At 70.7% G+C, this 24256-nt stretch carries 22 protein-coding genes; 12 read left to right on the top strand and 10 right to left on the bottom strand.

All coding sequences use genetic code 11. From position 1 onward, the window contains the following. Positions 1 to 179: 179 nt before the first annotated feature. Both ABZV42_RS05635 and ABZV42_RS05630 read left to right on the top strand, forming a co-directional pair. Positions 180 to 866 carry a GntR family transcriptional regulator gene (locus tag ABZV42_RS05635; protein ID WP_356050957.1) on the top strand — a complete coding sequence of 229 codons (687 nt, stop codon included), beginning with the start codon at positions 180 to 182 and terminating at the stop codon, positions 864 to 866. Continuing rightward, positions 863 to 2161, top strand: a complete 1299-nt coding sequence (locus tag ABZV42_RS05630) for an MFS transporter (RefSeq protein WP_355981871.1) — start codon at positions 863 to 865, stop codon at positions 2159 to 2161. The genes ABZV42_RS05635 and ABZV42_RS05630 overlap by 4 nt, the downstream gene beginning before the upstream one ends. A 137-nt stretch (positions 2162 to 2298) precedes the next feature. Here the strand turns inward: ABZV42_RS05630 and ABZV42_RS05625 are convergent, their stop codons facing one another. Further along, positions 2299 to 3123: a maleylpyruvate isomerase family mycothiol-dependent enzyme gene (locus tag ABZV42_RS05625; protein ID WP_355981873.1), complete on the bottom strand. Its 825-nt coding sequence runs from the start codon at positions 3121 to 3123 to the stop codon at positions 2299 to 2301. A gap of 154 nt (positions 3124 to 3277) precedes the next feature. On the opposite strand from ABZV42_RS05625, the gene ABZV42_RS05620 reads away from it, so the two are divergent. Further along, on the top strand, positions 3278 to 4093 hold the full coding sequence (locus ABZV42_RS05620; protein WP_356050956.1) for a carbon-nitrogen family hydrolase: 816 nt from the start codon (positions 3278 to 3280) through the stop codon (positions 4091 to 4093). Between the two features lie 209 nt (positions 4094 to 4302). Here ABZV42_RS05620 and ABZV42_RS05615 read toward each other — a convergent pair whose 3' ends face one another. Both ABZV42_RS05615 and ABZV42_RS05610 read right to left on the bottom strand, forming a co-directional pair. Next, positions 4303 to 4797, bottom strand: a complete 495-nt coding sequence (locus ABZV42_RS05615; RefSeq protein ID WP_261706493.1) for an LURP-one-related family protein — start codon at positions 4795 to 4797, stop codon at positions 4303 to 4305. Further along, the gene (locus ABZV42_RS05610) at positions 4794 to 5993 is read right to left on the bottom strand and encodes a helix-turn-helix domain-containing protein (RefSeq protein ID WP_356050955.1); all 1200 of its coding nucleotides are present in this window, start codon (positions 5991 to 5993) and stop codon (positions 4794 to 4796) included. The genes ABZV42_RS05615 and ABZV42_RS05610 overlap by 4 nt, the downstream gene beginning before the upstream one ends. A gap of 51 nt (positions 5994 to 6044) precedes the next feature. Between ABZV42_RS05610 and ABZV42_RS05605 the strand changes: the two genes are divergently transcribed. After that, on the top strand, positions 6045 to 6455 hold the full coding sequence (locus tag ABZV42_RS05605) for a cupin domain-containing protein (protein ID WP_356050954.1): 411 nt from the start codon (positions 6045 to 6047) through the stop codon (positions 6453 to 6455). Positions 6456 to 6538: 83 nt separating this feature from the next. Continuing rightward, positions 6539 to 8362 carry an NHL domain-containing thioredoxin family protein gene (locus ABZV42_RS05600; RefSeq protein WP_356050953.1) on the top strand — a complete coding sequence of 608 codons (1824 nt, stop codon included), beginning with the start codon at positions 6539 to 6541 and terminating at the stop codon, positions 8360 to 8362. A gap of 6 nt (positions 8363 to 8368) precedes the next feature. Here the strand turns inward: ABZV42_RS05600 and ABZV42_RS05595 are convergent, their stop codons facing one another. The 4 genes from ABZV42_RS05595 to ABZV42_RS05580 form a co-directional block, all read right to left on the bottom strand. Beyond that, on the bottom strand, positions 8369 to 8614 hold the full coding sequence (locus tag ABZV42_RS05595; RefSeq protein ID WP_355981883.1) for a hypothetical protein: 246 nt from the start codon (positions 8612 to 8614) through the stop codon (positions 8369 to 8371). Between the two features lie 128 nt (positions 8615 to 8742). Beyond that, positions 8743 to 10398, bottom strand: coding sequence for a hypothetical protein (locus tag ABZV42_RS05590; RefSeq protein ID WP_356050952.1), 1656 nt, complete (start codon positions 10396 to 10398; stop codon positions 8743 to 8745). A 109-nt stretch (positions 10399 to 10507) separates the two neighbouring features. After that, positions 10508 to 11803, bottom strand: coding sequence for a M18 family aminopeptidase (locus ABZV42_RS05585; RefSeq protein WP_356050951.1), 1296 nt, complete (start codon positions 11801 to 11803; stop codon positions 10508 to 10510). A gap of 219 nt (positions 11804 to 12022) precedes the next feature. Further along, a complete protein-coding gene (locus ABZV42_RS05580) occupies positions 12023 to 13849 on the bottom strand; it encodes an acyl-CoA dehydrogenase (protein WP_355981889.1) in 1827 nt (608 codons plus the stop codon). 142 nt (positions 13850 to 13991) lie between these two features. Between ABZV42_RS05580 and ABZV42_RS05575 the strand changes: the two genes are divergently transcribed. The 3 genes from ABZV42_RS05575 (at position 13992) to ABZV42_RS05565 (ending at position 16818) form a co-directional block, all read left to right on the top strand. Beyond that, positions 13992 to 14483: an SseB family protein gene (locus ABZV42_RS05575; protein ID WP_355981891.1), complete on the top strand. Its 492-nt coding sequence runs from the start codon at positions 13992 to 13994 to the stop codon at positions 14481 to 14483. A gap of 156 nt (positions 14484 to 14639) precedes the next feature. Beyond that, entirely contained in the window at positions 14640 to 15611 is a 972-nt protein-coding gene (locus ABZV42_RS05570; protein ID WP_355981893.1) for a pirin family protein, read from the top strand. 112 nt (positions 15612 to 15723) lie between these two features. Further along, positions 15724 to 16818, top strand: coding sequence for an AI-2E family transporter (locus ABZV42_RS05565; protein ID WP_355981895.1), 1095 nt, complete (start codon positions 15724 to 15726; stop codon positions 16816 to 16818). A gap of 84 nt (positions 16819 to 16902) precedes the next feature. Here ABZV42_RS05565 and ABZV42_RS05560 read toward each other — a convergent pair whose 3' ends face one another. Next, the gene (locus ABZV42_RS05560; RefSeq protein WP_355981897.1) at positions 16903 to 19248 is read right to left on the bottom strand and encodes a SpoIIE family protein phosphatase; all 2346 of its coding nucleotides are present in this window, start codon (positions 19246 to 19248) and stop codon (positions 16903 to 16905) included. Positions 19249 to 19414: 166 nt separating this feature from the next. On the opposite strand from ABZV42_RS05560, the gene aspS reads away from it, so the two are divergent. Both aspS and ABZV42_RS05550 read left to right on the top strand, forming a co-directional pair. Beyond that, positions 19415 to 21178, top strand: a complete 1764-nt coding sequence (gene aspS, locus ABZV42_RS05555; protein WP_355981899.1) for an aspartate--tRNA ligase — start codon at positions 19415 to 19417, stop codon at positions 21176 to 21178. 155 nt (positions 21179 to 21333) lie between these two features. Then, a complete protein-coding gene (locus ABZV42_RS05550; RefSeq protein WP_356050950.1) occupies positions 21334 to 22287 on the top strand; it encodes an intradiol ring-cleavage dioxygenase in 954 nt (317 codons plus the stop codon). 98 nt (positions 22288 to 22385) lie between these two features. Here ABZV42_RS05550 and ABZV42_RS05545 read toward each other — a convergent pair whose 3' ends face one another. Then, positions 22386 to 22811 (bottom strand): ATP-binding protein, encoded by a 426-nt coding sequence (locus ABZV42_RS05545; RefSeq protein WP_356050949.1) that lies wholly within the window; start codon positions 22809 to 22811, stop codon positions 22386 to 22388. A 40-nt stretch (positions 22812 to 22851) separates the two neighbouring features. On the opposite strand from ABZV42_RS05545, the gene ABZV42_RS05540 reads away from it, so the two are divergent. Further along, positions 22852 to 23463: a DUF5753 domain-containing protein gene (locus ABZV42_RS05540; protein ID WP_356050948.1), complete on the top strand. Its 612-nt coding sequence runs from the start codon at positions 22852 to 22854 to the stop codon at positions 23461 to 23463. 3 nt (positions 23464 to 23466) lie between these two features. Beyond that, positions 23467 to 23649 (top strand): DUF397 domain-containing protein, encoded by a 183-nt coding sequence (locus ABZV42_RS05535; protein WP_356050947.1) that lies wholly within the window; start codon positions 23467 to 23469, stop codon positions 23647 to 23649. Positions 23650 to 23695: 46 nt separating this feature from the next. Here ABZV42_RS05535 and ABZV42_RS05530 read toward each other — a convergent pair whose 3' ends face one another. After that, complete coding sequence (locus ABZV42_RS05530; RefSeq protein WP_356050946.1) at positions 23696 to 24172, bottom strand: hypothetical protein; 477 nt, start codon at positions 24170 to 24172, stop codon at positions 23696 to 23698. Positions 24173 to 24256: the final 84 nt, after the last annotated feature.

Here is a 24256-nt window from a genome sequence, read left to right as displayed (position 1 = left end):
ATGCCCCTGGGAGAACGGCACATAGCGATGCCGTCCCACGTTCAGACTCCCGGGGCGCGCAAAGGGATGCACAGCAAACGGGCGAAATTCATGTGACCTGGGTTACAGGCGAGGGCTGTTGGGGTCCGCATGCTGACATGCCCCCGGGCATGCGTACGTGTTGTATCTATGATGTGCGCATGCCTTCAGCCCCACCCGCGCCCGTACAACCCCCCGGACAACCTCCCCTGAAACAGCCGCCGGCGGCCGACCGCGTGTACGCCCACGTCAAGGACGGTGTCCTGGAACGCCGTTACGAGGGCGGGGCCCTGCTCACCGAGGGCGAGCTCGCCGACGCCGTGGGCGTGTCCCGCACCCCGGTCCGCGAGGCGCTGCTCCGCCTGGAGGCCGAGGGGCTGATCAGGCTCTACCCGAAGAAGGGCGCGCTCGTCCTGCCGGTCTCCGCCCAGGAGATCGCGGACGTGGTCGAGACCCGCCAGCTCGTCGAGGAGCACGCCGCGCGCAAGGCCGTACCGGCGTCGCCGCGGCTCCTGGCCCGGCTGGAGGAACTGCTCGCCCAGCAGAAGGAGCAGGCCGCCGCCGGGGACCTGGCCGCCGCCGCCGTCACCGACCGCTGCTTCCACGCCGAGATCGTCCGCAGCGGCGGCAACGAGATCCTCTCCCGGCTCTACGACCAGCTTCGCGACCGGCAGTTGAGGATGGGAGTCGCCGTCATGCACGCGCACCCCGACCGGATCACCAAGACGCTCGTCGAGCACGAACAGATCCTCCAGGCGCTGCGCTCCGGCGACGCCGACGCGGTCGTCGGCCTCATCCACGGACACGTCAGCTGGTTCTCCAACCTGGCCCGGGGCGAGGTCCGATGAGCTCCTCGGCCACGCTGCCCGGCGACCCGCCCGGCGGCCGGCGCGCCATCGCCGTCTGGGGCATCGGCGTCTCGGTCTACTTCGTCGCGGTCATCTTCCGTACGTCCCTGGGGGTGGCCGGGCTCGACGCGGCCGACCGCTTCCACGTGGGCGCCTCCGCCCTGTCCACGTTCTCCATCCTCCAGCTCCTCGTGTACGCGGGCATGCAGATACCCGTCGGGCTCCTGGTCGACCGGCTCGGCACCAAGAAGGTGCTGACCATCGGCGTCCTGCTGTTCACGGCGGGGCAGCTGGGCTTCGCGTTCTCCTCCTCGTACGGCATGGCGCTCGGCTCGCGCGCCCTTCTGGGCTGCGGTGACGCGATGACGTTCATCAGCGTGCTGCGGCTCGGCACGCGATGGTTCCCCGCCCGGCGCGGACCGCTCGTCGCGCAGTTCGCCGGCCTGGCCGGCATGGCCGGCAACCTCGTCTCGACGCTCGTGATCGCCCGGCTGCTGCACGGGGTCGGCTGGACCGCCGCGTTCGCGGGCAGCGCCGCCGCCGGTGTGCTCGTCCTCGTCCTGCTCCTGCTGTTCCTGAAGGACCACCCCGAGGGCCACGAACCCGAGCCGTTCCCGCACCGGGGCGCCGCGTACGTCCGCCGGCAGATCGCCGCGTCCTGGCGGGAGCCCGGCACCCGGCTCGGTCTGTGGGTGCACTTCACCACGCAGTTCCCCGCGATGGTGTTCCTGCTGCTGTGGGGGATGCCGTTCCTCGTCCAGGCGCAGGGTCTGAGCCGGGCCACGGCCGGTGAGCTGCTGACCCTCGTCGTCCTGGCCAACATGGGCGCCGGGCTGGTGTACGGGCAGATCGTCGCCCGGCACCACACCGCGCGGCTGCCGCTCGCGCTGGGCACCGTCGCGGCGACGGCCGTCGCGTGGGCCGGGGTGCTGGTGTACCCCGGCGCGCACGCGCCGATGTGGCTGCTGGTCGTGCTGTGCACGGTGCTCGGGTTCTGCGGGCCGGCCTCGATGCTCGGCTTCGACTTCGCCCGTCCGGCGAATCCGCCGGAGCGTCAGGGCACCGCGTCCGGAATCACCAACATGGGTGGTTTCGTCGCCTCGATGACGACGCTGCTGGCCATCGGTGTCCTGCTCGACGCCACCGGCGACAACTACCGGATCGCCTTCGCCGCCGTGTTCGTGCTCCAGGCGGCGGGGCTGAGCCAGATCTTCCGGCTGCGCAAGCAGGCGGCCCGCCGGGAGCGGGAGCGGCTCGTGGCCAGCCGGGTGGAGACGGTGCACGTACCGGCGTAACCGCCGGAAGGCGCACCGCCTTTGTGCCGGTGCCGGTGCCGGTGCCGAGGTCGGGAAGTGGGGAGCGGGAGCGGGACGGAGGGGCGGGGGCAGGCCCCGCCCCGTCGCCGCGTGCGGAACCGCCCCGCGGCCGTCGGCTACGGCGTGACGGCGAGGCTGCGCAGGATCGCCGCGGCCAGTTCGGGATCGCCCTCGGCCTTGATGCGGTCGGACACGGTGTCGGGGTGGACGCGGCCGCAGGCGAGCCGGACGAAGGTCTCCCAGTCGAGACCGAGGGTCACCGCGGGCCCGAGGGAGGGCGAACCGTCTATCGTCCCGCGCCCGTCGGCGTCGACACGGACGGTGCGCAGGAACTCGACCGGACCGTGCACGTCGAAGACGACCGCGGAGTTCGCGGGCGCCCCCGCGTTCCTGGCGACGGCCTTCGGCAGCGCCGCCAGCAGCTGGTCCCGCACGATCAGGGAACCGGGGGAGTCGAGGTTCCCCGGCCGGCCCAGCGTGTACCGCAGGTCCTGCTCGTGCACCCACACGTCGAACGCGCGGTTGCGCATCGCGTGTTCCAGGGTGACCTCGGTGCCGAGCGGGCCGCGCACCTTGGCGTCGGGCTGCCGGGACTCGTTCCGCAGCTGCCGGTTGCGGCGGATGATCGTGTACTCCAGCTCGGAGGTCATCTCCGGCGCCGTGTGGTGGCGGCGCACGTCGACCTGCATCTCCATGTACCGCTGGTGTTCGTTCGTCACGTGGTAGAGGTCGCGGGGAAGGGTGTGGATCGGCCGCGGGTCGCCGAGCATCTCGCAGTCCAGGCCGATGACATGCGAGACGATGTCACGGACCGACCAGCCGGGGCACGGGGTCCGCCGGTTCCACTCGCCCTCCACAAGCGGCTGCACCAGCTCGGTTATCGCTTCGATCGAGTGGGTCCAGGCGTCGGCGTAGGACTGAAGACTCGGATGCAGACTCACGGAACGGGACCCCTCGGGCGGTTGGACGCGGGCAGTGCACAGGCAGCGGGTGTCTTGGGACGCTAAGTTACGCTGCTGTGAGGCACCCCGGCAGTGCTTTCGTGTGACGATCGTAGGCCCGTATCGACGGCTCGAATGCCAGGACGGTGGTAGTGTGCGCGCCTCGCTCCTCCAGATCGACGTAAACGACGACGAATCGGTCACTTCCCGCAGAGGTCGCGTGGCTGACCTGGTACGGGATCAAGCCGGAGTCGATCTCGTCGTCCTCCCCGAACTGTGGACCACCGGCGCCTTCGCCTACGACGGGTTCGGGGCGGAGGCCGAGCCGCTGGACGGGCCGACCCACGAGGCGATGAGCAAGGCGGCGAGCGACGCGGGTGTGTGGCTGCACGCCGGCTCGATCCCCGAGCGCGCCGCGTCCGGGACCGGCTCCGCGGCCGAGTCCCCCCTCTACAACACCTCTCTCGTGTACTCCCCCGCCGGCGAGCTCGTCGCCGCCTACCGCAAGATCCACCGCTTCGGCTTCGACAAGGGCGAGGCCGTGATGATGGGCGCGGGCACGGAACTGGTGACGGTGCGTCTGCCGGAGACCGTCCTCGGCGTCGCCACCTGCTACGACCTCCGGTTCCCCGAGCTCTTCCGCGGGCTCGTCGACGCGGGGGCGCAGACCTTCGTCCTCCCGGCCGGCTGGCCCGAACGGCGCCGCGCCCACTGGACCCTGCTCGCGCAGGCACGCGCCGTCGAGAACCAGGCGTACGTCCTCGCCTGCGGAACGGCCGGTACGCACGCGGGAGTTCCCCAGGCCGGTCACTCGATCGTGGTCGACCCGTGGGGTGAGGTCCTCGCCGAGGCGGGTCCCGGCGAGGAGATCCTCACGGTGGACTTCGACCCGGCGAAGGTCGCGGCGACAAGGGAGCAGTTCCCGGCCCTGAAGGACCGCAGACTGGGCCTGGACACCCCCACCCACTGACCGGCACCCGCCCCGCCCGCACCGGCACCCGCCCCACCCCTTGACCTGCGCCGGGGCCCCCGCACCGGCACCCGTCCCGCCCACTGACCGGCGCCGGGGCCCGCGCACCGGCGCCCGCCTCGCCCCTGACCGGCACCCGCCCCGCCGGGGACCCGCCACCGCGTGTCCCCGGCGCCGCTCGCCGGACCGCTGTCCCGCTTCCCGTGCCGTCAGTCGTCCCCCCGTTCCTTCTCGGCGAGATGGATCACGCACACGGCGACAGCGATCAGCAGCGCCGGATCGGCGTCCTCCCGTACGACGTCGACGCCGTAGGTGTCACGCAGGTGCAGCCAGCGCCGGGAGATCTGGGCGAGGAGTTCGTTGTCGTAGTCGACGGCGAACTCACGGTCGAGGATCTTGCCGCTGACGTCGAGTTCGGTGCCGTCGACCAGCGACACGCGATAGTGATTGCGGAGCAGGGACAGCCGCTTGCGCTTGATGGTCGCGAGCGGATCGCCGTCCCGCTCGATGATCATCGTGTCGCGCAGCGCGAGCATCTTCTGGTGGATGTCGATCAGGACGCGTCCGCGGGTGTCCTTCAGCTGGAAGGTGTCCCGCAGCCGCATGGCCTTGCCGTCGACGAGGAAGACCTTGTTGCCGTGGTCGTCCTCGATCCAGTAGTCGTCACCGAAGCCGAGCAGCCGGTCGCGCACGAGGTATCTCATGCCGTCACCGGTTCCCCGGAGGGCGGTCCGAAACGCCGCCGGTAGGCCGACGGGCTGAGTCCGGTCACCCGGCGCACCCGCTCCCGCAGGTTCGCGGCCGTCCCGAGCCCGCTGCGTTCGGCCACCACGTCGAGCCGGACCTCGCCCCGTTCGATGAGCCGGCAGGCGAGGGCGACGCGGTGCGCCGTCAGCCAGGCCAGCGGTGTCGTGCCGAGCTGGGCGCGGAAGCGGCGGTGCAGGGTCGCCGGGCTGACCGCGGCGTACGCGGCCAGGTCGCCGACCGTCAACGGTTCACCGAGCCGCTCCTGCGCCCAGGCCAGCAGGGGTGCCAGCGACTCTCCCGGCACATCGGGCAGCGGCCGTCGCACGAACTGGCGCCGGCCCCCGTCGCGGTGCGCGGCGAAGACCAGCCGGCGTGACACCGCGCCCGCGACCTCCGCGCCGTGATCACGCCGTACGAGGTGCAGCCCGAGATCGAGCGCGGCCGCACTGCCCGCCGCGGTCAGTACGTCCCCCTCGTCCACGAAGAGCACGTCCGGATCCAGCAGCACACCCGGGTGCAGTTCCCGGAAGACGTCCGTCCAGCGCCAGTGGGTGGTGGCGCGCCGCCCGTCGAGGAGCCCCGCCTCGGCGAGCGCGAAGGATCCGGTGCAGAAGCTCACCACCCGGGCCCCGCGGGCGTGGGCGCGCCGGATGGCGGCGAGGACGGCGGCCCGGCGCGGAACGACGTTGTCGGGACGCCCGGGGACGACGAGCGTGTCGGCGTCGTCCACCGCGTCGAGACCGGGCACTCCGCTCAGCGTGAAGAACCCGTGGTTCATCCGGACACCGGGCGTGGGGGTGCACAGGGTCAGCTCGTACAGCGGCTCGGGCCGCTCCAGTTCGGGGCGGGGAAGCCCGAACAGCTCGGTGGCGACGCCGACTTCGAAGGGGTTCGTCCCCTCGTCGACGATGACGGCGACGCGATGCGGCCGGCGCGAAGGCGGATGTCCCCCTTCGGTCGCGGAGCGGGGTTCTCCGGGCAGCGCCCTGCGGAGCTCCCCGGGCGGCGCCGAGCGGGGTTCCCCGAGGGGCGCGGAGCGAAGTTCTCCGGGCAGCGCCGAGCGAAGCCCCCCGGAAGGCGTCGAGCGGGGCTCCGAGGACGGCGCCGCGCAGGGCTCCTGAGGAGCCGGAAGGTGCGAGGATCCTTGCGGCATACGCGATTTCTAGCACTCGCGGGGGCGCCGCCGGGCGCGGACGATGAACGCATGACCAGCGCACCCGCCCGACGCGGCGAACCCGTCTCCCTCTCCGCCGCCCTCGCCTCCTTCAGCGAACTGTGGAGCCCCCGCATCGTCACCGCCATCAACGACTACGACGTGCGCGTGGCGAAGGTGGAGGGCGAGCACCTCTGGCACACGCACGACCACACGGACGAGTTCTTCCTGGTCCTGGAGGGCGAGTTGAGCATCGCGCTCCGCGAGCCGGCCGGCGAGCGGACGGTCGTCCTGCCCAAGGGCTCCGTCTTCACCGTCCCGCGCGGAACCGAGCACAAGCCGTCCGCCCCCGGCGGCGCCGCGATCCTCCTCTTCGAGCCCACCGGCACCCTCACGGTCGGCGACCACCACGAAGAGATCCCCACCCACGTGGACGCGACCACGGGCCACGCCCTGGACTGACGTCCGGCTGTCCGTCCGACCCCCGGCCGTACGGCGGTCCCAGGATTTCTGGAGCGGAGCGCCCCGGTGGCACCCTTGACCCCATGAACGCTGCGTCCCCCGCCCCGCGCCGTGTCCGCGTCCGTGCTCCCGAGCTCGTGGGCAAGGGCGGGTGGCTCAACACGGGCGGGAAGGACCTGAAGCTCGCCGACTTCCGGGGCCGCGTTCTGATCCTGGATTTCTGGACCTTCTGCTGCATCAACTGCCTGCATGTCCTGGACGAGTTGCGGGAGCTTGAGGAGAAGCACCGGGACACCGTGGTCGTCGTCGGGGTGCACTCGCCGAAGTTCGTGCACGAGGCGGAGCACCAGGCGGTCGTCGACGCGGTGGAGCGCTACGGGGTGGAGCACCCGGTCCTCGACGACCCGGAGCTCACGACCTGGAAGCAGTACGCCGTACGGGCCTGGCCGACGCTCGCGGTGATCGATCCCGAGGGGTACGTCGTCGCCCAGCACGCCGGTGAGGGGCACGCCCACGCCATCGATCGGCTGGTGCAGGAGCTGGAGGCCGAGCACGCGGCGAAGGGCACCCTGCGCCGCGGCGACGGGCCGTACGTGGCGCCTGAACCCGAGCCGACCGTGCTGCGCTTCCCGGGCAAGGCCCTCGCCCTGCCGAACGGCAATCTGCTGGTCAGCGACACGACCCGGCATCAGCTCGTGGAGCTGGAGGAGGACGGCGAGACGGTCGTCCGGCGCATCGGGTCCGGGGTCCGGGGCTTCGTGGACGGCGGCGCCGAGGAGGCGGGGTTCAGCGAGCCGCAGGGGCTCGCGCTGCTGGACGAGGGCGCGGTCGTCGTCGCGGACACCGTGAACCACGCCCTGCGCCGGGTCGAGCTCGCCACCCGCGCGGTCTCCACCCTCGCGGGCACCGGCCGCCAGTGGCGGCGGGGGTCGCCGACGTCGGGACCGGCCCGCGAGATCGATCTGTCCTCGCCCTGGGACGTTGCCCTGTTCGGCGGAAGGGTCTGGATCGCCATGGCCGGTGTGCACCAGCTGTGGGCGTACGACCCGGGGACGGGGACCGTCGAGGTCACCGCGGGCACGACGAACGAGGGGCTGGTCGACGGGCCGGGACCCGAGGCCTGGTTCGCGCAGCCGTCAGGGCTCGCCGCCACCGCGGACCGGCTCTGGCTCGCCGACTCCGAGACCTCGGCGCTGCGCTGGGTCGACCCCGACGGGAGCGTGCACACCGCCGTCGGCACCGGGCTCTTCGACTTCGGACACCGTGACGGAGCCGCCGGACAGGCCCTGCTCCAGCACCCGTTGGGGGTCACCGCGCTGCCCGACGGCTCGGTCGCGGTCAGCGACACGTACAACCACGCGCTGCGCCGCTACGATCCCGCGACGGGTGAGGTGACCACGCTGGCCACGGATCTGCGGGAGCCGAGCGACGCCGTGCTCGTCGGGGACGACATCGTGGTGGTGGAGTCGGCCCGGCACCGGCTGACCCGGCTGCGGCTGCCCGAGGAGGCCGTACGGGTGGAGTCGGTCGCCCGTCGCACTCGGCGCGCGGCCACCGATGTCACCCCGGGGGCCGTCCGGTTGGACGTGATCTTCCAGGCGCCCGCCGGGCAGAAACTGGACGACCGATACGGTCCTTCCACCCGGCTGCTCGTCTCCGCCACCCCGCCCGGGCTGCTGCTCGCGGGCGAGGGGGCCGGCACCGGTCTCTCGCGGACCGTCGAGCTGAACCCCGCCGTCACGCAGGGCGTGCTGCACGTGTCGGCGACGGCGGCGTCCTGCGACGACGATCCGGACAACGTGTATCCGGCCTGCCATGTACACCAGCAGGACTGGGGTGTTCCGGTCCGCCTCACCGAGAGCGGGACGGACCGGCTGCCCCTGGTCCTCGCGGGCATGGACGCCTGACCCGGCTCAGACGCCGTAGCCGTCCGAGTAGCCGTCGCGGTGGCGCCGGTCGTCGTTCACGACGGTCGCGGTCGGCGGTACGACGACGCGCCTGCGCCGCGCGATGCTGCTGAAGGTCGTCACGCCGATCAGTCCGACGATCATGAGGATCACGCCGACCAGATGAAGGTTGACCCCCTGCATGTGCCAGTCGGTCGCGAACGTGAGGATCGCCCCCGCGGCGATCAGGATGATGCATCCGCCCAGGCCCATGGGTGTCGTCTCCTTGTATAGCAACTCCGAGTCGTACCGGACCCGTTCCGGGTACCCGGGACCTCGCGGGCCATGCGGAGGCGATCCCTCACGTCGCAACGCGCCGCCGCTTCCGACGGCGGCGCGCGTCACGTCACGTCGACGTAGTCCTCGCGGCCCGAGCTCACCAGATGCGTGCTGTTCGGGTAGAGGAGAACCGCGACCCAGGTGCCGTCCTTCGAGGCTGTGAAGCCCTTGCTGAACGTGCCGTCCGTGCGGGTGGTCGCGTTGCCCATGTCGTACCAGCCGGTGGAGCCCTTGGGCTTGAAGAGGATCTTCACCTGCTGGCCCGCGTAGGCCTTCCAGGCGCCCGAGGTGTAGTGCTGGAGCTTGCCCTTGTAGGTGATCGTGCGGCCCTTGCGGACCGGCTCCGGCGCGGCGTTGCCGTCGACGATCCGGGTCGGCGTGCGCGTGGCGTGCGCGACGGAGCTGTACGACTCCTGCCAGTTGCGGCTGCCCTTGAAGTGCGCCCGGTAGTAGCCCTTGTAGGGGGCGTCGAAGGTGCCCTTGAAGGACGCGCCGGACTCCGGGTCGGAGCTGCCCGGCGTGACGGTCTTCATCGTCTTCCAGCCGGTCTTCCCGTCGGCCGAGTACTGGAGCTCGACCTTGTTGTCCGCGCCCGCGGGGACACTAGAGCCGGTGTGCAGCCTGCCCTTGGCGGTCAGCCCGGCGTACTTGTCCAGCGTCGCGGTGAAGCCGGTGAGGGACGTCTTGCTCGCGACGTACACCTTGACCTGCTGCGACGGACTCCAGTTCAAGAAGGTGCCGCTGCGGACCTGTACCTCGACCGAGCCGGACTTCGGCAGCGTCAGCTGTCCGCTGAAGCGGCCGTCGGCGCCCGTGACGGGCCGCGAGGCCACGCCGCCGAACTCGTCGGACCAGATCTCGTCGACCGTGGCCCCGGCCAGCGGTTTCCACGCACCGCCGACATACACCTCGGCGGTCCCGGAGACGGTCGCCGCCTGCCCGGCCCTGACGTCCAGGTCGGCGGCGTTCAGGGTCACGCGGGTGTTCGACTGGACGGCCCTGACCTCGACGCTCTCGTTGGCCCTGGACTGGTACCAGGGCTCGTCCGGCCGCAGCCAGGCGTTGACGGTGTCGCTGGACGCGCTGTTGACGTGGTAGGTGTAGGTGAAACGGCCGTCGGCGTCGGTCCTGGCCGTCGCGTCCGGGTCGCCGGAGATCTCCAGGTCCACGCGCGTGTTCGCCGCGGGCGTCGTCCTGCCGGTGCGCGGGTCGGTGACCGTGAAGCCGCCGGTGACGGTGACGTCCTGGTGCGCGTAGTCCGGGTGCTGCGGGGTGGCCCGCAGATCCGTGAGGTTCGCTTCGAGCTCGTACTCGTACCCGTACGTGCTCTGGGCGGTGGTGGTGTCCCCGTCGGCGTCGGTCAGGTCGACCACGACACGGTAGGCGCCGAGGTCGGCCAGGCGCAGCGGGGTGGTGGTCCGCCACATGTTCGCGAAGCTGGTGCTGGAGTCAGGGGTGAAGTCGCTGACCTGGGTGATCTCCGGGGCGTCGGCGGCGGAGCCCGGTGCGTACAGGTGTGCGGTGATCGACGTGATGGCGGTGTCGGACGAGGCGGACAGCCACACCAGGCCGTCACCGGGGTGGTCACCGCTGCCGACGCCGTACAGCACCGGCGCCACCGCCGCGTGCGCGGCGGGCACCGGGCCGAGCAGCAGGCCGGCCGCGACGGAGGCGCAGGCGAGCGCCAGGGATCTTTTCGCACGTGTGAGTCCCCCCACGAGACTGTTTCAGGGCGTGGATCGTTGAAGATCGGATCGTACGTCGAGGAAACCATCTTTGAACAGGTTCAAAACCAACGGTTTCGTGGAGGGGACCAGGACGGCGGACTCAGCCTTCCAGGAACGCTGTCAGCGCGTTGGCCAGCAGGAACGGGTCCTGATCGCCGCACAGTTCGCGGGCGCTGTGCATGGACAGGATCGCCACGCCGATGTCGACGGTCCGGATGCCGTGGCGGGCCGCGGTGATCGGGCCGATCGTTGTGCCGCACGGCATGGAATTGTTGGAGACGAAGGACTGGAAGGGCACGCCGGCTCTCTCGCAGGCCGCCGCGAAGACCGCGCGGCCGGTGCCGTCCGTGGCGTAGCGGTTGTTGACGTTGACCTTGAGGATGGGGCCGCCGTTGGCCCGCGGGTGGTGCGTCGGGTCGTGCCGCTCGGCGTAGTTGGGGTGCACGGCGTGGCCGGTGTCGCAGGAGAGGCAGACGGTACCGGCGAACGCGCGTGCCCGGTCCTCGTAGGAGCCGCCGCGGGCGAAGACAGAACGTTCCAGCACACTGCCGAGCAGCGGTCCGTCGGCGCCGGTGTCGCTCTGGGAGCCGTTCTCCTCGTGGTCGAAGGCGGCGAGGACCGGGATGTAGGACAGTCCGGAGCCGGCCGCCGCGACCGCCGCCAGCGCGGCCGTGGCCGCGTGCACGGACAGCAGGTTGTCCATGCGCGGCCCGGCGAGCAGTTCCTTGTCGCGGCCCAGGTAGGCGGGCGGCTCGACGGAGTGGGTCATCAGGTCCCAGCCGGTGACCTGGCCCGCGGGCACCCCCGACTCCTCCTCCAGGAAGGAGATCAGGTCGCCCTCGCGGGCGTCGCCGAGTCCCCAGACGGGCTGGAGGTGGCGCTGCTTGTCGAGCTTGAGCCCGTCGCTGCTGACGGAACGGTCCAGGTGGATGGCGAGCTGCGGCACGCGCAGCAGGGGGCGGTCGATGTTGACCAGGCGGGTCGAGCCGTCCCGCAGGGACAGGCGTCCGGCCAGGCCGAGGTCCCGGTCGAGCCAGGAGTTCAGCAGCGGTCCGCCATAGATCTCCACGGCGACCTGCCGCCAGCCGTGCGCTCCGGTGTCCGGCAGCGGCTTGACCCGCAGGTTCGGGGAGTCGGTGTGCGCGCCGATGATCCGGAACGGGGTGTGCGCCTCGGCGTCATTCGGCACGTACCAGGCGATGATCGCCCCTCCGCGCAGTACGTACTTCCCGCCGCTGGTCCCGTCCCACGCGTCGGTCTCGGCGACCTGACGGAACCCGGCCTTCTCCAGCCGCTCGGCGGCGGTCGCCACGGCGTGGTACGGCGTCGGGCTCGCCGCGAGGAAGGACATGAGGTCGTCGGTGTGGCCGCGGTCGAAGCGGGTGGGTGCACTCATGGGTTCACCTTAACGACGCACGAGAGCCCGCTCCCTGGGTTGGGAACGGGCTCTCGTAAGGGGGATGTGAAGGGCGGACACCTTGGGACACCTGAACGGTGGGACAGGTGCCGGGTCGGTGCCCGGCCGGTCGGCCGGGGCGCCGGAGCGGTGTTCCTCCGGTCGGCCGGGGGGCGCCTGGGCGGTACCCGCCCCGGCCGGACAGGGGCCGGTCGTCCTTTAGAAGGCGGCCTCGTCCAGCTCCATCAGGTCCAGGCCGACGTTCTCGGCGAGCTTGCGGGCGCCGGTGACGCCCGGCAGCACGTTGGCGGCGAAGAACTTCGCGGCCGCGATCTTGCCGGTGTAGAAGGGCTTGTCCTTGGCGGAGGCCGTCTCCAGCTTCTCGGCGGCGACGGCGGCACCGCGCAGCAGCAGATAGCCGACGATCACGTCACCGGAGACCATCAGGAGGCGGGTGGTGTTGAGGCCCACCTTGTAGATGTTCTTGACGTCCTGCTCGGTGGCGGCCAGGTCGGTCAGCATCAGGCCGACGATGGCCTCCAGCTCCACGGCGGCCTTGGCGAGCTGCTCGCGGGCGGCGGACAGCTCCTCGCCGCCCGTGCCGATGGCCAGGAACTTCTTGATGTCCTCGGCGAGGGAGTTCAGTGCCGCGCCCTGGTTGCGGACGATCTTCCGGAAGAAGTAGTCCTGGCCCTGGATGGCGGTCGTGCCCTCGTACAGCGTGTCGATCTTGGCGTCGCGGATGTACTGCTCGATCGGGTACTCCTGGAGGAAGCCCGAACCGCCGAAGATCTGGAGCGACTGGGCGAGCTGCTCGTAGCCCTTCTCGGAGCCGTAGCCCTTCACGATCGGCAGGAGAAGGTCGTTCAGGGCCTCGGCGGCGGCGGTGTCCTCGCCGGCGGCCTCCTTGACCTGGATCTCGTCCTGGATCGCGGCGGTGTGCAGGACCAGGGCCCGCATGCCCTCGGCGTACGCCTTCTGCGTCATGAGCGAGCGGCGCACGTCCGGGTGGTGCGTGATGGTGACCTTGGGCGCGGCCTTGTCCATGAAGTTCGCCAGGTCGGTGCCCTGGACGCGCTCCTTGGCGTACTCCAGCGCGTTCAGGTAGCCGGTCGACAGCGTGGAGATGGCCTTCGTGCCGACCATCATGCGGGCGAACTCGATGATGCGGAACATCTGGCGGATGCCGTCGTGCTTGTCGCCGATCAGCCAGCCCTTGGCGGGGTGGCGGTCGCCGAAGGTCATCTCGCAGGTGTTGGAGGCCTTGAGGCCCATCTTGTGCTCGACGTTCGTCGCGTACGCGCCGTTGCGCTCGCCCAGCTCGCCGGTCTCGAAGTCGAACTCGTACTTCGGGACGAGGAAGAGGGACAGGCCCTTGGTGCCGGGGCCGGAGCCCTCGGGGCGGGCGAGGACGTAGTGGAGGATGTTCTCCTCCATGTCGTGCTCACCCGAGGTGATGAAGCGCTTCACGCCCTCGATGTGCCAGGAGCCGTCCTCCTGCTGGATCGCCTTGGTGCGGCCGGCGCCCACGTCCGAACCCGCGTCCGGCTCGGTGAGCACCATGGTCGAGCCCCAGCGCTTCTCGACGGCCACCTTCGCGATGTGCTTCTGGACCTCGTTGCCCTCCTCGAAGAGGATGCCCGCGAACGCGGGGCCGCTGGAGTACATCCAGACCGCCGGGTTCGCGCCGAGGATCAGTTCCGCGAACGCCCAGATCAGGGAGCGGGGCGAGGTGGAGCCGCCGATCTCCTCGGGCACGCCGAGACGCCAGTACTCGGAGTCCATGAACGCCTTGTACGACTTCTTGAAGGAGGCCGGGACCGGCGCCGTGTTGGTCTCCGGGTCGAAGACCGGCGGGTTGCGGTCGGCGTCCACGAAGGACTCGGCCAGCTCGTTCTCCGAGAGGCGGGTCAGCTCCTCGAGGATGGTCTTGGCGGTGTCCGTGTCCATCTCCGCGAACGGGCCGGTGCCATACAGCTTGTCGCGGCCGAGCACCTCGAAGAGGTTGAACTCGATGTCGCGGAGATTCGACTTGTAGTGCCCCATGGCCACGGCTCCCTTAAGGGATCGGCGAGGCACTGTCTCCTCGCAACAGTTCACTTACCAGCAAGTAGCTACGATGATGCTACCCGCCAGTAATAAGAAGCAACCCCGGGTGGGCCATATGTGGCCCACTACTCTTTGACGCATGTACGGCTACGAGCAGAACGCAGGCGCCCAGCAGGGGTACGTCCCGCCGCAGCAGCAGATGCCCGGCCAGATGCCGGACGGGCAGATGTCCGGCGGGTACGGCCAGCAGCCGCCCCTGTACCCCGAGCCGTCCCCGCCCTCCCTGCCGGACGCGGTCCGCGCCTTCACCACGGGTGCCCTGGCGGCCGAGGACTTCCAGCAGGTCTTCGCCACCTCGAAGGTCTACTGCCCGCGCGGTGACAACCCCGGATTCCTGGCGCTGCACAACACCCAGCAGCCCGTCATCCCGATGTTCACCTCGCTCAAGGAACTGCGCAGGTACGCGGGCAAGGAGTCCAAGTACTTCGTGATCACCGGAGCCGAGGTGATCGACCTGCTGCCCACGGGCTACGGCTTCGTCATCGACATGGAGGGCAAGCACCGCATGGTCTTCGACGCGAAGGCCGTGGAGCAGATGGTGGACTTCGCGATGCGCCGTATGTACGGCTGACGGTCCGCCGCGGGTGCCGCCGGCGCCCCGGTGTCCGCTCGGCCGGATGCCTCCCGAACCTTTGACGCCCGGAGGGAATGCCCTCCGGGCTCACGTCGTTACGGGTAGCAGAAAGTTCAATCCTCAACTAAACTCGAAGCACAAGGAGGTACCGACATGCCCGCAGTGACTGTCGAGAACCCGCTGGCCCTGCCCCGTGTGGCCGTGGCGGCCGACGCGGTGGAGCGTCCCGTGCTGACCGTGACGACCGCGCCCGGTGGCTTCGAGGGCGAGGGTTTCCCGGTCCGCCGCGCGTTCGCCGGGATCAATTACAAGCACCTCGACCCGTTCATCATGATGGACCAGATGGGTGAGGTGGAGTACGCGCCGGGCGAGCCGAAGGGCACCCCCTGGCACCCCCACCGCGGCTTCGAGACCGTGACCTACATCATCGACGGCATCTTCGACCACCAGGACTCCAACGGTGGCGGCGGCACGATCACCAACGGTGACACCCAGTGGATGACGGCCGGGTCCGGCCTGCTCCACATCGAGGCGCCGCCGGAGCACCTCGTGGTGTCGGGCGGTCTCTTCCACGGGCTCCAGCTCTGGGTGAACCTGCCGGCCAAGGACAAGATGATGGCCCCGAGGTACCAGGACATCCGCGGCGGCACCGTGCAGCTGCTCAGTACCCCGGACGGCGGCGCGCTCCTGCGTGTCATCGCCGGTGAGCTCGACGGCCACCAGGGACCGGGCATCACGCACACCCCGATCACCATGGTCCACGCCACGCTCCGGCCGGGCGCCGAGATCACCCTGCCGTGGCGCGAGGACTTCAACGGCCTCGCCTACGTGCTGGCCGGACGCGGCAGCGTGGGCGCGGACCGGCGGCCGGTCCACACCGGCCAGACCGCCGTCTTCGGCGCGGGCTCCTCGCTGACCGTCCGCGCGGACGAGAACCAGGACTCCAACACGCCGGACCTGGAGGTCGTCCTGCTCGGCGGCCGGCCAATCCGCGAGCCGATGGCCCACTACGGCCCGTTCGTGATGAACACCCGCGACGAGCTCCAGCAGGCCTTCGAGGACTTCCAGAAGGGCCGCCTGGGGACGATCCCGGCGGTGCACGGGATGTCGGAGGGCGGGCTGTAGGGCCACTCCGGGGCCTTCCCGGGCCTTGATACGACCGGCGCCCCGCGAGGCCCACTCCCCCGTTCGGCCTTCGCGGGGCGCCGGTTCTGCTGACGCATGGTCAGCTTGCAGGGTGCAGCTACTCCCCGAGGGTGCCCGGCGGCTGGCGGCCTGGTGTGTCGTGATCCTCCTGGCCGCCGGAGTGGGATGGGTGGGGATCCTGCTGTGCGGGGAGTTCCGTACGGCGGTGGTGCCGGTGCTGCTCGCCCTGCTCGGGACCGCCCTGCTCGGACCGCTGTACCGGCGGATGGTCAAGGCGCGGCTCAACCGCTCGCTGGCCGCCGCCCTGACCTGCGTCGCGGTGGCCGTCGTGGTCGGCGGTGCCGTCTACGTCGTCGTCGCCGCGCTCATCCATACCGGCGCCCAGATCGTGTCCTCGCTGCGACAGGCCGCGCGTTCCGTCGCCGAGCACTTCGGCGCGGCGGGCACCTCGCTCGACGACATCGCCGCCAACTCCAAGGAACTGCTGGCCAAGTTCGGCGGCACGGCCGCGTCCAACGTCGTCAGCGGTGTCAGCGTCGTGGCCGAGACCCTCGCCATGGGCTTCCTCGCCCTGCTGCTCGTGTTCTTCTTCCTGCGCGACTCGCACCGGGTGGCCGGATCACTGCGCTCGATCGCGCCCCGGGGCACGGCCGACGTCGTCGAGGCCATGGCCCGGCGTGCCTACGGGGCGGTCGAGGGCTTCATGCGCGGGACGACGATCATCGCCCTCATCGACGCCCTCTGCATCACCGTCGGACTCCTGGTCCTGCGTGTCCCGGGCGCGGTCGGGCTCGGCGCGCTGGTCTTCGTGGGGGCGTACATCCCGTATCTCGGCGCGTTCCTCTCCGGCACGGTGGCCGTCCTGGTCGCCCTCGCGGACCGGGGATTCGTGATCGCCCTGTGGACGCTCGGGGTCGTGCTCGCCATCCAGATGCTGGAGGGGTACGGCCTCCAGCCGATGATCCAGAGCCGGCAGGTGCAGATGCACCCGGCGGTGGTGCTGCTCGCGATCACGGCGGGCGCGTCCGTGGCGGGCGTCCTCGGCATGCTGCTCGCCGTTCCCCTGACGGCGGCGGCCTTCGGCGTCGTGCACGAACTCCGTGTGCGCTACGCGCCGGGAGAGCCGGAAGGACCATCGGGGGCGGCTGGGCCATCGGGGGCGGCGGGGCCGTCCGCGGACTCGTAGCTGTCGTCGGACCCCGGGTCCCCTGCGGACTCCCGGTCCCTGTGGACTTCCGGTCTCCTGTGGACTCCAGATCCCCGCGGACTCCTAATCTCCTGGGGAGCCTCGGTCTCCTGTGGAGTCCAAGTCCCCGGTGGACTGTCGGTCCCCTGCGGACCCCAGGTCCCCCGCAGGGTCCGTTTCCCCCGGTCCGTCGAAGTCCGTCTCCTCGGCGAACGTCTCCCACGCGTCGAGCAGCGCGGAGTCGTCCACGGCCCCGGCCTCGCCGGGATCGGTGTCCGGTGCTGCCTCGGAGAACTCGAACCAGATGCTCTTGCCCTGGCCCCGCGGGTCCACTCCCCACACGTCCGCGAGCATCTCCACGAGCACGAGCCCGCGTCCGGACGACGCCAGCTCCCCGGGATGGCGCCGGTGCGGCAGGTCGTCGCTGGCGTCGGTGACCTCGACGCGCATCCGCCGCTCGCCCGGCACACCCGCCACCTCGGCGACGAGGAGCGCGTCCGCGTCGGTGTGCACGAGGACGTTGGTGACCATCTCGGAGACGAGCAGGACCGCGGAGTCGAGCTGGTCGGCCGAGGCCCAGTCGTGCAGGAGCTCCCGCAGCTGCTGCCGGGCCTCCGCGATGCGCTCGGGCTCGGCCTGCGCCACGGTCAGCATCGTGCGGCGGGCGGGCGGCCGTACGGGTGGGGCCGCGTCGTCGCCGGCGCCCTCCAGCGGCAGCCGGGACAGCAGCAGCACCGCTATGTCGTCCTCGCGCCGGTCGGCCAGCGGACCGGTGGTGTGATGCGACGAGGGCCCGTGCACGGCCTGGACGAGGGCGTCGGCGAGAGTCTCCATGTCGCCGTCGTGGGATTCGAGGGTCCGGCGGATACGGCGCCAGCCGGTGTCGAGGTCGTGGCCGCCGGTCTCGATGAGCCCGTCGGTGCAGATCAGCATGGTCTCGCCCGGCTCCAGGACGAGCCGGGTGGTCGGGTAGTCGGCGTCCGGGTCGATACCGAGCGGCAGCCCGCCCGCCGTGGGCCGCATCAGCACGGTCCCGTCCGCCATCCGTATCGCGGGGTCGGGGTGTCCGGCGCGGGCGATGTCCAGCGTCCCGGTCGCCGGGTCGACCTCGACGTACAGACAGGTCGCGAAGCGCACATCGGCGGGGTCCGCCGGTTCCTCGCTCGCGTCGGCGCCGCCGCTCGACCCGTAGGTCACCGAGTCGGTGACCCCGTAGAGGAAACGCGCCGCCCGTGACAGCACCGCGTCGGGGCGGTGGCCCTCGGCGGCGTAGGCGCGCAGGGCTATCCGGAGCTGGCCCATCAGCCCCGCCGCGCGGACGTCGTGGCCCTGCACATCTCCGATGGCCAGGGCGTAGCGGCCGGCGGGCAGCGGGATCACGTCGTACCAGTCGCCGCCGACCTGGAGGCCGCCGCCGGTCGGGACATAGCGCGCGGCGACGCTCATGCCCGGCATCCGAGGGCCGAGCGTGGGCATCATCGAGCGCTGGAGGCCGTCGGTCAGCTCGCGGGCGGTCTCGGCGGCTCCGGCGCGGGAGAGGGCCTGGGCGAGCATGCGGGCCACGGTCGTCAGGACCGACCGCTCGTCGGGCGTGAAGGTGACGGGGTAGGTGAAGGCCGCCATCCAGGTGCCCATGGTGCGCCCGGCGACCGTGAGCGGCAGGAACGCCCACGACTGTCGTCCGAAGTGCTGGGCGAGCGGCCAGGAGGCCGGGTAGCGGTCCTTGTAGTCCTCGGGGGAGGAGAGGTAGACCGCTCGGCCCGTACGGACGACCTCCGCGGCCGGATAGTCCGTGGCCAGCGACATGTGCGAGAAGGGGTCCTCGTCGCCGGGCTGGTGCCCGTGATGGCCGATGATCGTCAGCCGGTCGCCCTCCGCGCCGAAGACGGCCAGTCCGTCCGGCGAGAACCCGGGCATCGACAGCCCCGCCGCCACCCGCAGCACCTCCGCCGTGGACCGCGCCTCGGCCAGCGCCCGTCCCGCGTCCAGCAGGAACGCCTCCCGTGACCGGCGCCAGTCCCCGGTGACAGGGGTGCGGGCGGCGGCGTCCGGCGGCTGCTCGCTGACCTCCTGAAGGGTGCCGATCAGTTCGTACTCGCCGGTCTCGGGGTCGACGAACGGCTTGGAGCGGCTGCGGACCGTGCGGAGCACCCGGCCGTGCCCGTCCATGATCCGCATCCGGGCCTCGGCGAGCGTGCCCTCGGCCACCGCGAGCTGCACCACCCCGTCCATCTCGTTCCAGTCGACGGGGTGGACATGGGAGCGCGCGCCCGCCTCGGTGAGCGTCGTCAGCTCCGCGGGCATGCCGATCAGCCGTGCGGCTTCCGCGTCGAAGGTGACCAGTCCCGAGGCGTTGTCCCAGCGCCACACGCCGGTGGCGAGAGTGGACAGGACGTCCCCCACAGCGGGCAGGGGCTCACCAGTGCGCATGCGCCCACTGTAGGAACAGGTGATCGGTGCCTGCCACCGATGCCGTCCAGGGCGACGGGCCGCGGCCGAGCGGTCAATGATGGGGAGGTGATCCTGGGCTGCCCGGTACCCTGGGGGTGTTTCACGTGAAACAGGCCCCCAATCCGCGAAGACTGGATGAACCTCGATGCATCGGTACAGGTCCCACACCTGCGGCGAGCTCCGCGCCACTGACGTCGGCAGCGACGTCCGGCTGAGCGGCTGGCTGCACAATCGCCGAGACCTGGGCGGCATCCTCTTCATCGATCTGCGCGACCACTACGGCATCACGCAGCTCGTCGCCCGCCCCGGCACCCCTGCCTACGACGCCCTGGACAAGGTCTCCAAGGAGTCGACCGTCCGCGTCGACGGCAAGGTCGTCTCGCGCGGTGCGGAGAACGTGAACCCGGAGCTGCCGACCGGTGCGGTCGAGGTCGAGGTGAGCGAGGTCGAGCTGCTCGGCGCCGCGCAGCCGCTGCCGTTCACGATCAACGCCGAGGACGGGGTCAACGAGGAGCGCCGCCTCGAGTACCGCTTCCTCGACCTGCGCCGCGAGCGCATGCACCGCAACATCCTGCTGCGTACGGCCGTGATCTCCGCGATCCGTCACAAGATGACGACGCTGGGCTTCAACGAGATGGCGACCCCGATCCTCAGCGCCACCTCTCCCGAGGGCGCGCGCGACTTCGTGGTCCCCTCCCGGCTGAACCCGGGCAAGTTCTACGCGCTTCCGCAGGCGCCGCAGCAGTTCAAGCAGCTGCTGATGATCTCCGGCTTCGACCGCTACTTCCAGATCGCGCCCTGTTTCCGCGACGAGGACGCCCGCGCGGACCGTTCGCCGGGCGAGTTCTACCAGCTCGACGTGGAGATGTCCTTCGTCGAGCAGGAGGACGTCTTCCAGCCGATCGAGAAGCTCATGACGGAGCTGTTCGAGGAGTTCGGCGGTGACCGCCACGTCACCTCCCCCTTCCCGCGCATCCCGTTCCGCGAGTCGATGCTGAAGTACGGCTCCGACAAGCCGGACCTGCGGGCCCAGCTGGAGCTCGTCGACATCACCGACATCTTCGAGGGCTCCGAGTTCAAGGCCTTCGCCGGCAAGCACGTGCGCGCGCTGGCGGTGCCGGACGTGTCCGGTCAGTCGCGGAAGTTCTTCGACGGTCTCGGTGACTACGCGGTCGAGCAGGGCGCGAAGGGCCTGGCCTGGGTGCGCGTGGGCGAGGACGGTTCGCTGACCGGCCCGATCGCCAAGTTCCTCACCGAGGAGAACGTCGCCGAGCTGACCAAGCGCCTCTCGCTGGCCCCCGGCCACGCGGTGTTCTTCGGCGCGGGCGAGTTCGACGAGGTCTCGAAGATCATGGGCGCGGTGCGGGTCGAGGCCGCGAAGCGCTCGGGCAACTTCGAGGAGAACGTCTTCCGCTTCTGCTGGATCGTCGACTTCCCGATGTACGAGAAGGACGAGGACAGCGGGAAGATCGACTTCTCGCACAACCCGTTCTCGATGCCGCAGGGCGGTCTGGAGGCCCTGGAGACCCAGGACCCGCTGGACATCCTCGGCTGGCAGTACGACATCGTCTGCAACGGTGTCGAGCTGTCCTCCGGCGCGATCCGCAACCACGAGCCCGAGATCATGCTCAAGGCCTTCGAGATCGCCGGCTACGACCGGGAGACCGTCGAGGAGCAGTTCGCGGGCATGCTGCGCGCCTTCCGCTTCGGCGCCCCGCCGCACGGCGGGATCGCCCCGGGCGTCGACCGCATCGTCATGCTGCTCGCGGACGAGCCGAACATCCGCGAGACGATCGCGTTCCCGCTCAACGGCAACGCGCAGGACCTGATGATGGGCGCGCCCACGGAGCTGGACGAGACGCGGCTGCGCGAGCTGCACATCTCGGTGCGCAAGCCGCAGCCGAAGTAGGCGGCGCACGCCGGACTCGGCGTCGTACGACGGCAGGCGATCGTGTGTGGGAGTGGCTCGGAACCGGCGACGGTTCCGAGCCACTTTTGCGTGGACTTGCCAAACCACAGTCCGCACCCACGCTGCTGACAGGTCGGCTCCCTACGGTCCGGGGCATGACTGAGACCCAAGGACCCGCGCACAAACGGAACATGACCCGGCGCAAAGTCGTCATCGCAGGTGGAGCGGCCGTGGCGGCCGTGGGTGTCGGCGGCGGTATCGCCGTGACCGCGTCGGCGGACGAGGTCACGAGCGGCACCGCGGCGTCCGCGTCGAGCGCGGAGACCTGTTACACGCTGACCTCGGAGACCACCGAGGGCCCCTACTACATCGACGCGGACAAGATCCGCCAGGACATCACCGAGGACCAGGAGGGCATCCCCCTGACCCTCAAGCTCAAGGTGATCGACGCGGAGACCTGCAAGCCGGTCAAGAATGCCGCGGTGGACATCTGGCACTGCACGGCGATGGGCGTGTACTCCGGCTACGAGGCGATGAGCAACGGCGGTGGCGGCGGCGCTCCGTCCGGCGGGCCCACGGACATGCCGACCGGCACGCCCACGGACATGCCGACCGGCGAACCCCCGTCCGGCGGGCCCTCCGGAGGCACCGGTGGCGGCCACTCCGAGCCCACCGACGACGAGCGGTATCTGCGGGGCACCTGGAAGACCGACCGGCACGGCTACGTCACCTTCAGGACGGTCTTCCCCGGCTGGTACCAGGGCCGTTGCGTCCACATCCATGTGAAGGTCCACGTGGACGGCACCTGGACCGACGCGGGCTACGAGGGCGGCCACACCTGCCACACGGGCCAGCTCTTCTTCTCGGAGAAGTCGGTCCTGGCGTCGGCGGAGGTCTCCCCGTACTCCACGAACACGACCACCCGCACGAAGCTGGACGAGGACACGATCTACCCGGGCAGCGGCCACGAGGGCGGGCTGCTGTACCTCTCGTACAACAAGAAGCACATGGCCAAGGGCGTCCACGCCCACCTGACGATGGGCGTCGCCCCGGACGAGACCCACGACAGCACGGACACCCAGCCGAGCGCGTCGGCCTCCTCGTCCTGACCCCTCGACACACAGGGCCCGGAATCTGCCGGGTTCCGGGCCTCTTGACTCCCTGACAGGCGGAGACCCGGAACCCCGGCGACGGTTCCGGGGCCCGTTCACGCCGCCGTGGTCAGTTCGCACCAGATGAACTTGCCCGTGCCCCTTGGGTCCTGGGCTCTGCCGAGGAGGTGCCAGCCCCAGCCGTTCGCGCAGTCCTGTACGAGCGCGAGGCCGCGTCCGCGTTCGTCGAGGGCTCCCGGCCGAGCAGGATCCGGCGGGGTGGGGTCCGCGTCCCACACGCCGACGCGGAGCACTCCACGGGCCCAGCGGAGGCGTATGGCCGCCGGGCCCTCGGTGTGCTGCACGGCGTTGGTGACCAGCTCGGTCGCGACGAGTTCGGCGACCTCCGCGAGATGCGGCAGACCGTGCAGGGTGAGGATCAGACGGAGGGCGCGGCGGCAGATCGTGACGGCACGGGGGTCGTTGGGGACGGAGAGGGTGTACTCCCAGCGGGAGTCGTCGGACTCGCCTGTTTCGGGCATGCGGAGCTCCTGGTCAAGGAGGGCGGGCGGTCGTCGGGCGGTGGCAGTGTCGCGCGGCTGGTGGGAACGGGACGCGGGGGTCCTGCCGGCGGTGTTCCGCGACCTGGCGGAGCTGGAGCATCACGCGCGCTTCATGCAGGTGATCGCCACCGCGCACGTACCCGGTCTGCTTCAGACCGAGGACTATGCCCGCGCTGTGCTTGCCTACCGGGTTCCCGAGCTTCCGGACCGTGAGCTGGGGCCCAGGCTGACGCACCGGATGCGCCGACAAGCGGTCCTCGCGAGAGAGGATGCGCCTCCCTACGAGGCGGTCGTCCACGAATCCGCCCTGCGCACCCGGGTCGCGGACCGGCGAGTGGCCCGTGCCCAGCTCGACGCGCTGCTGCGGGCATCGGAGCGGTCCAACGTCTCGGTACGGGTGATTCCGTTCGACGTCGACGGATTCGCCGGGGCCAGTTCGATGATGTTGTACACGGGCGGTCAGGTCACGGCGTTGGACACCGCGCAGAGGGACGCCCCGTACGGCTCGGTCTTTCTGGATGCCTCCGCTCAACTCCTGGCCATGCGAACCCTTTTCCATAAGGTGGAGGCGGCATCTCTGGAGCCCGCCGAGTCGCGGGACTTCATGCACCGAATGGCGAAGGAGATCTAAGGCGTGACCCAGTGGCAGAAGTCCTCGTTCTCCGGACCCGGCGACGGCAACGAGTGCGTGGAGCTCGCCCTCGGCGCGGGCACCGTGCTGCTCCGGGAGAGCGAGGAGCCGGAGCGAATACTTTTCGTCGGTCGGGCGGGGCTGGCCGGGCTTCTGGGGCGGCTCCGGGCGGATCGTTCCGGGTGACGTGACCCCGGTGAGGGGTGGGTGTCACCCGAGAACGGGGATTCGCTCAGGTGTCGTACGTGCCGTCCCACGGCTCGGAGAAGCCGAGGCCGTCCGGGTACAGCTCGGCCCAGCCCTCGCCCTCGTCCACGCCCGTCATCAGGCCGAACCGGACGCCGTCGACGGTCAGCTGGAACGGGCGTATCGCGATGTTCGTGTACGAGCGCCCGGGCAGGCTGCGCAGCAGTTTCGCCAGGTGCACGCGGGCGCGTGACAGTACCGAGTATTCGCCCTGGGCGGCTCGTTGCTGTTCGGCCCAGGTGCCTGCGCACCAGACCTCCGAGTCGCGGTAGCGGCCCTCGGCGCTGAAGGTGTGGAGAACCACGTACAGACGTTTGCGGTCTTCCCAGCCGTCATCGGGACGGAACCCTTCGGGGAAGGCGTACGTGATCGACGCCAGGAACTGACCGTCCGCGTACCGGCCGATGGTCTCGGTGCGGTGCTTCGGTTCGTAGGCGATCGGAATGACCTCGGGGACTGCCATGGCGGAAACCATACGGGTGACCGGGGGCCTTGTGGCGCCGGGGTCCATTACGGATCGGCGGCATTGGACAGACGATGCCTTTCC

The organism is Streptomyces sp. NPDC005281 (genome assembly GCF_040607495.1).
Classification (GTDB): Bacteria; Actinomycetota; Actinomycetes; order Streptomycetales; family Streptomycetaceae; genus Streptomyces.
This window is presented reverse-complemented; position numbering and strand designations above follow the sequence as displayed.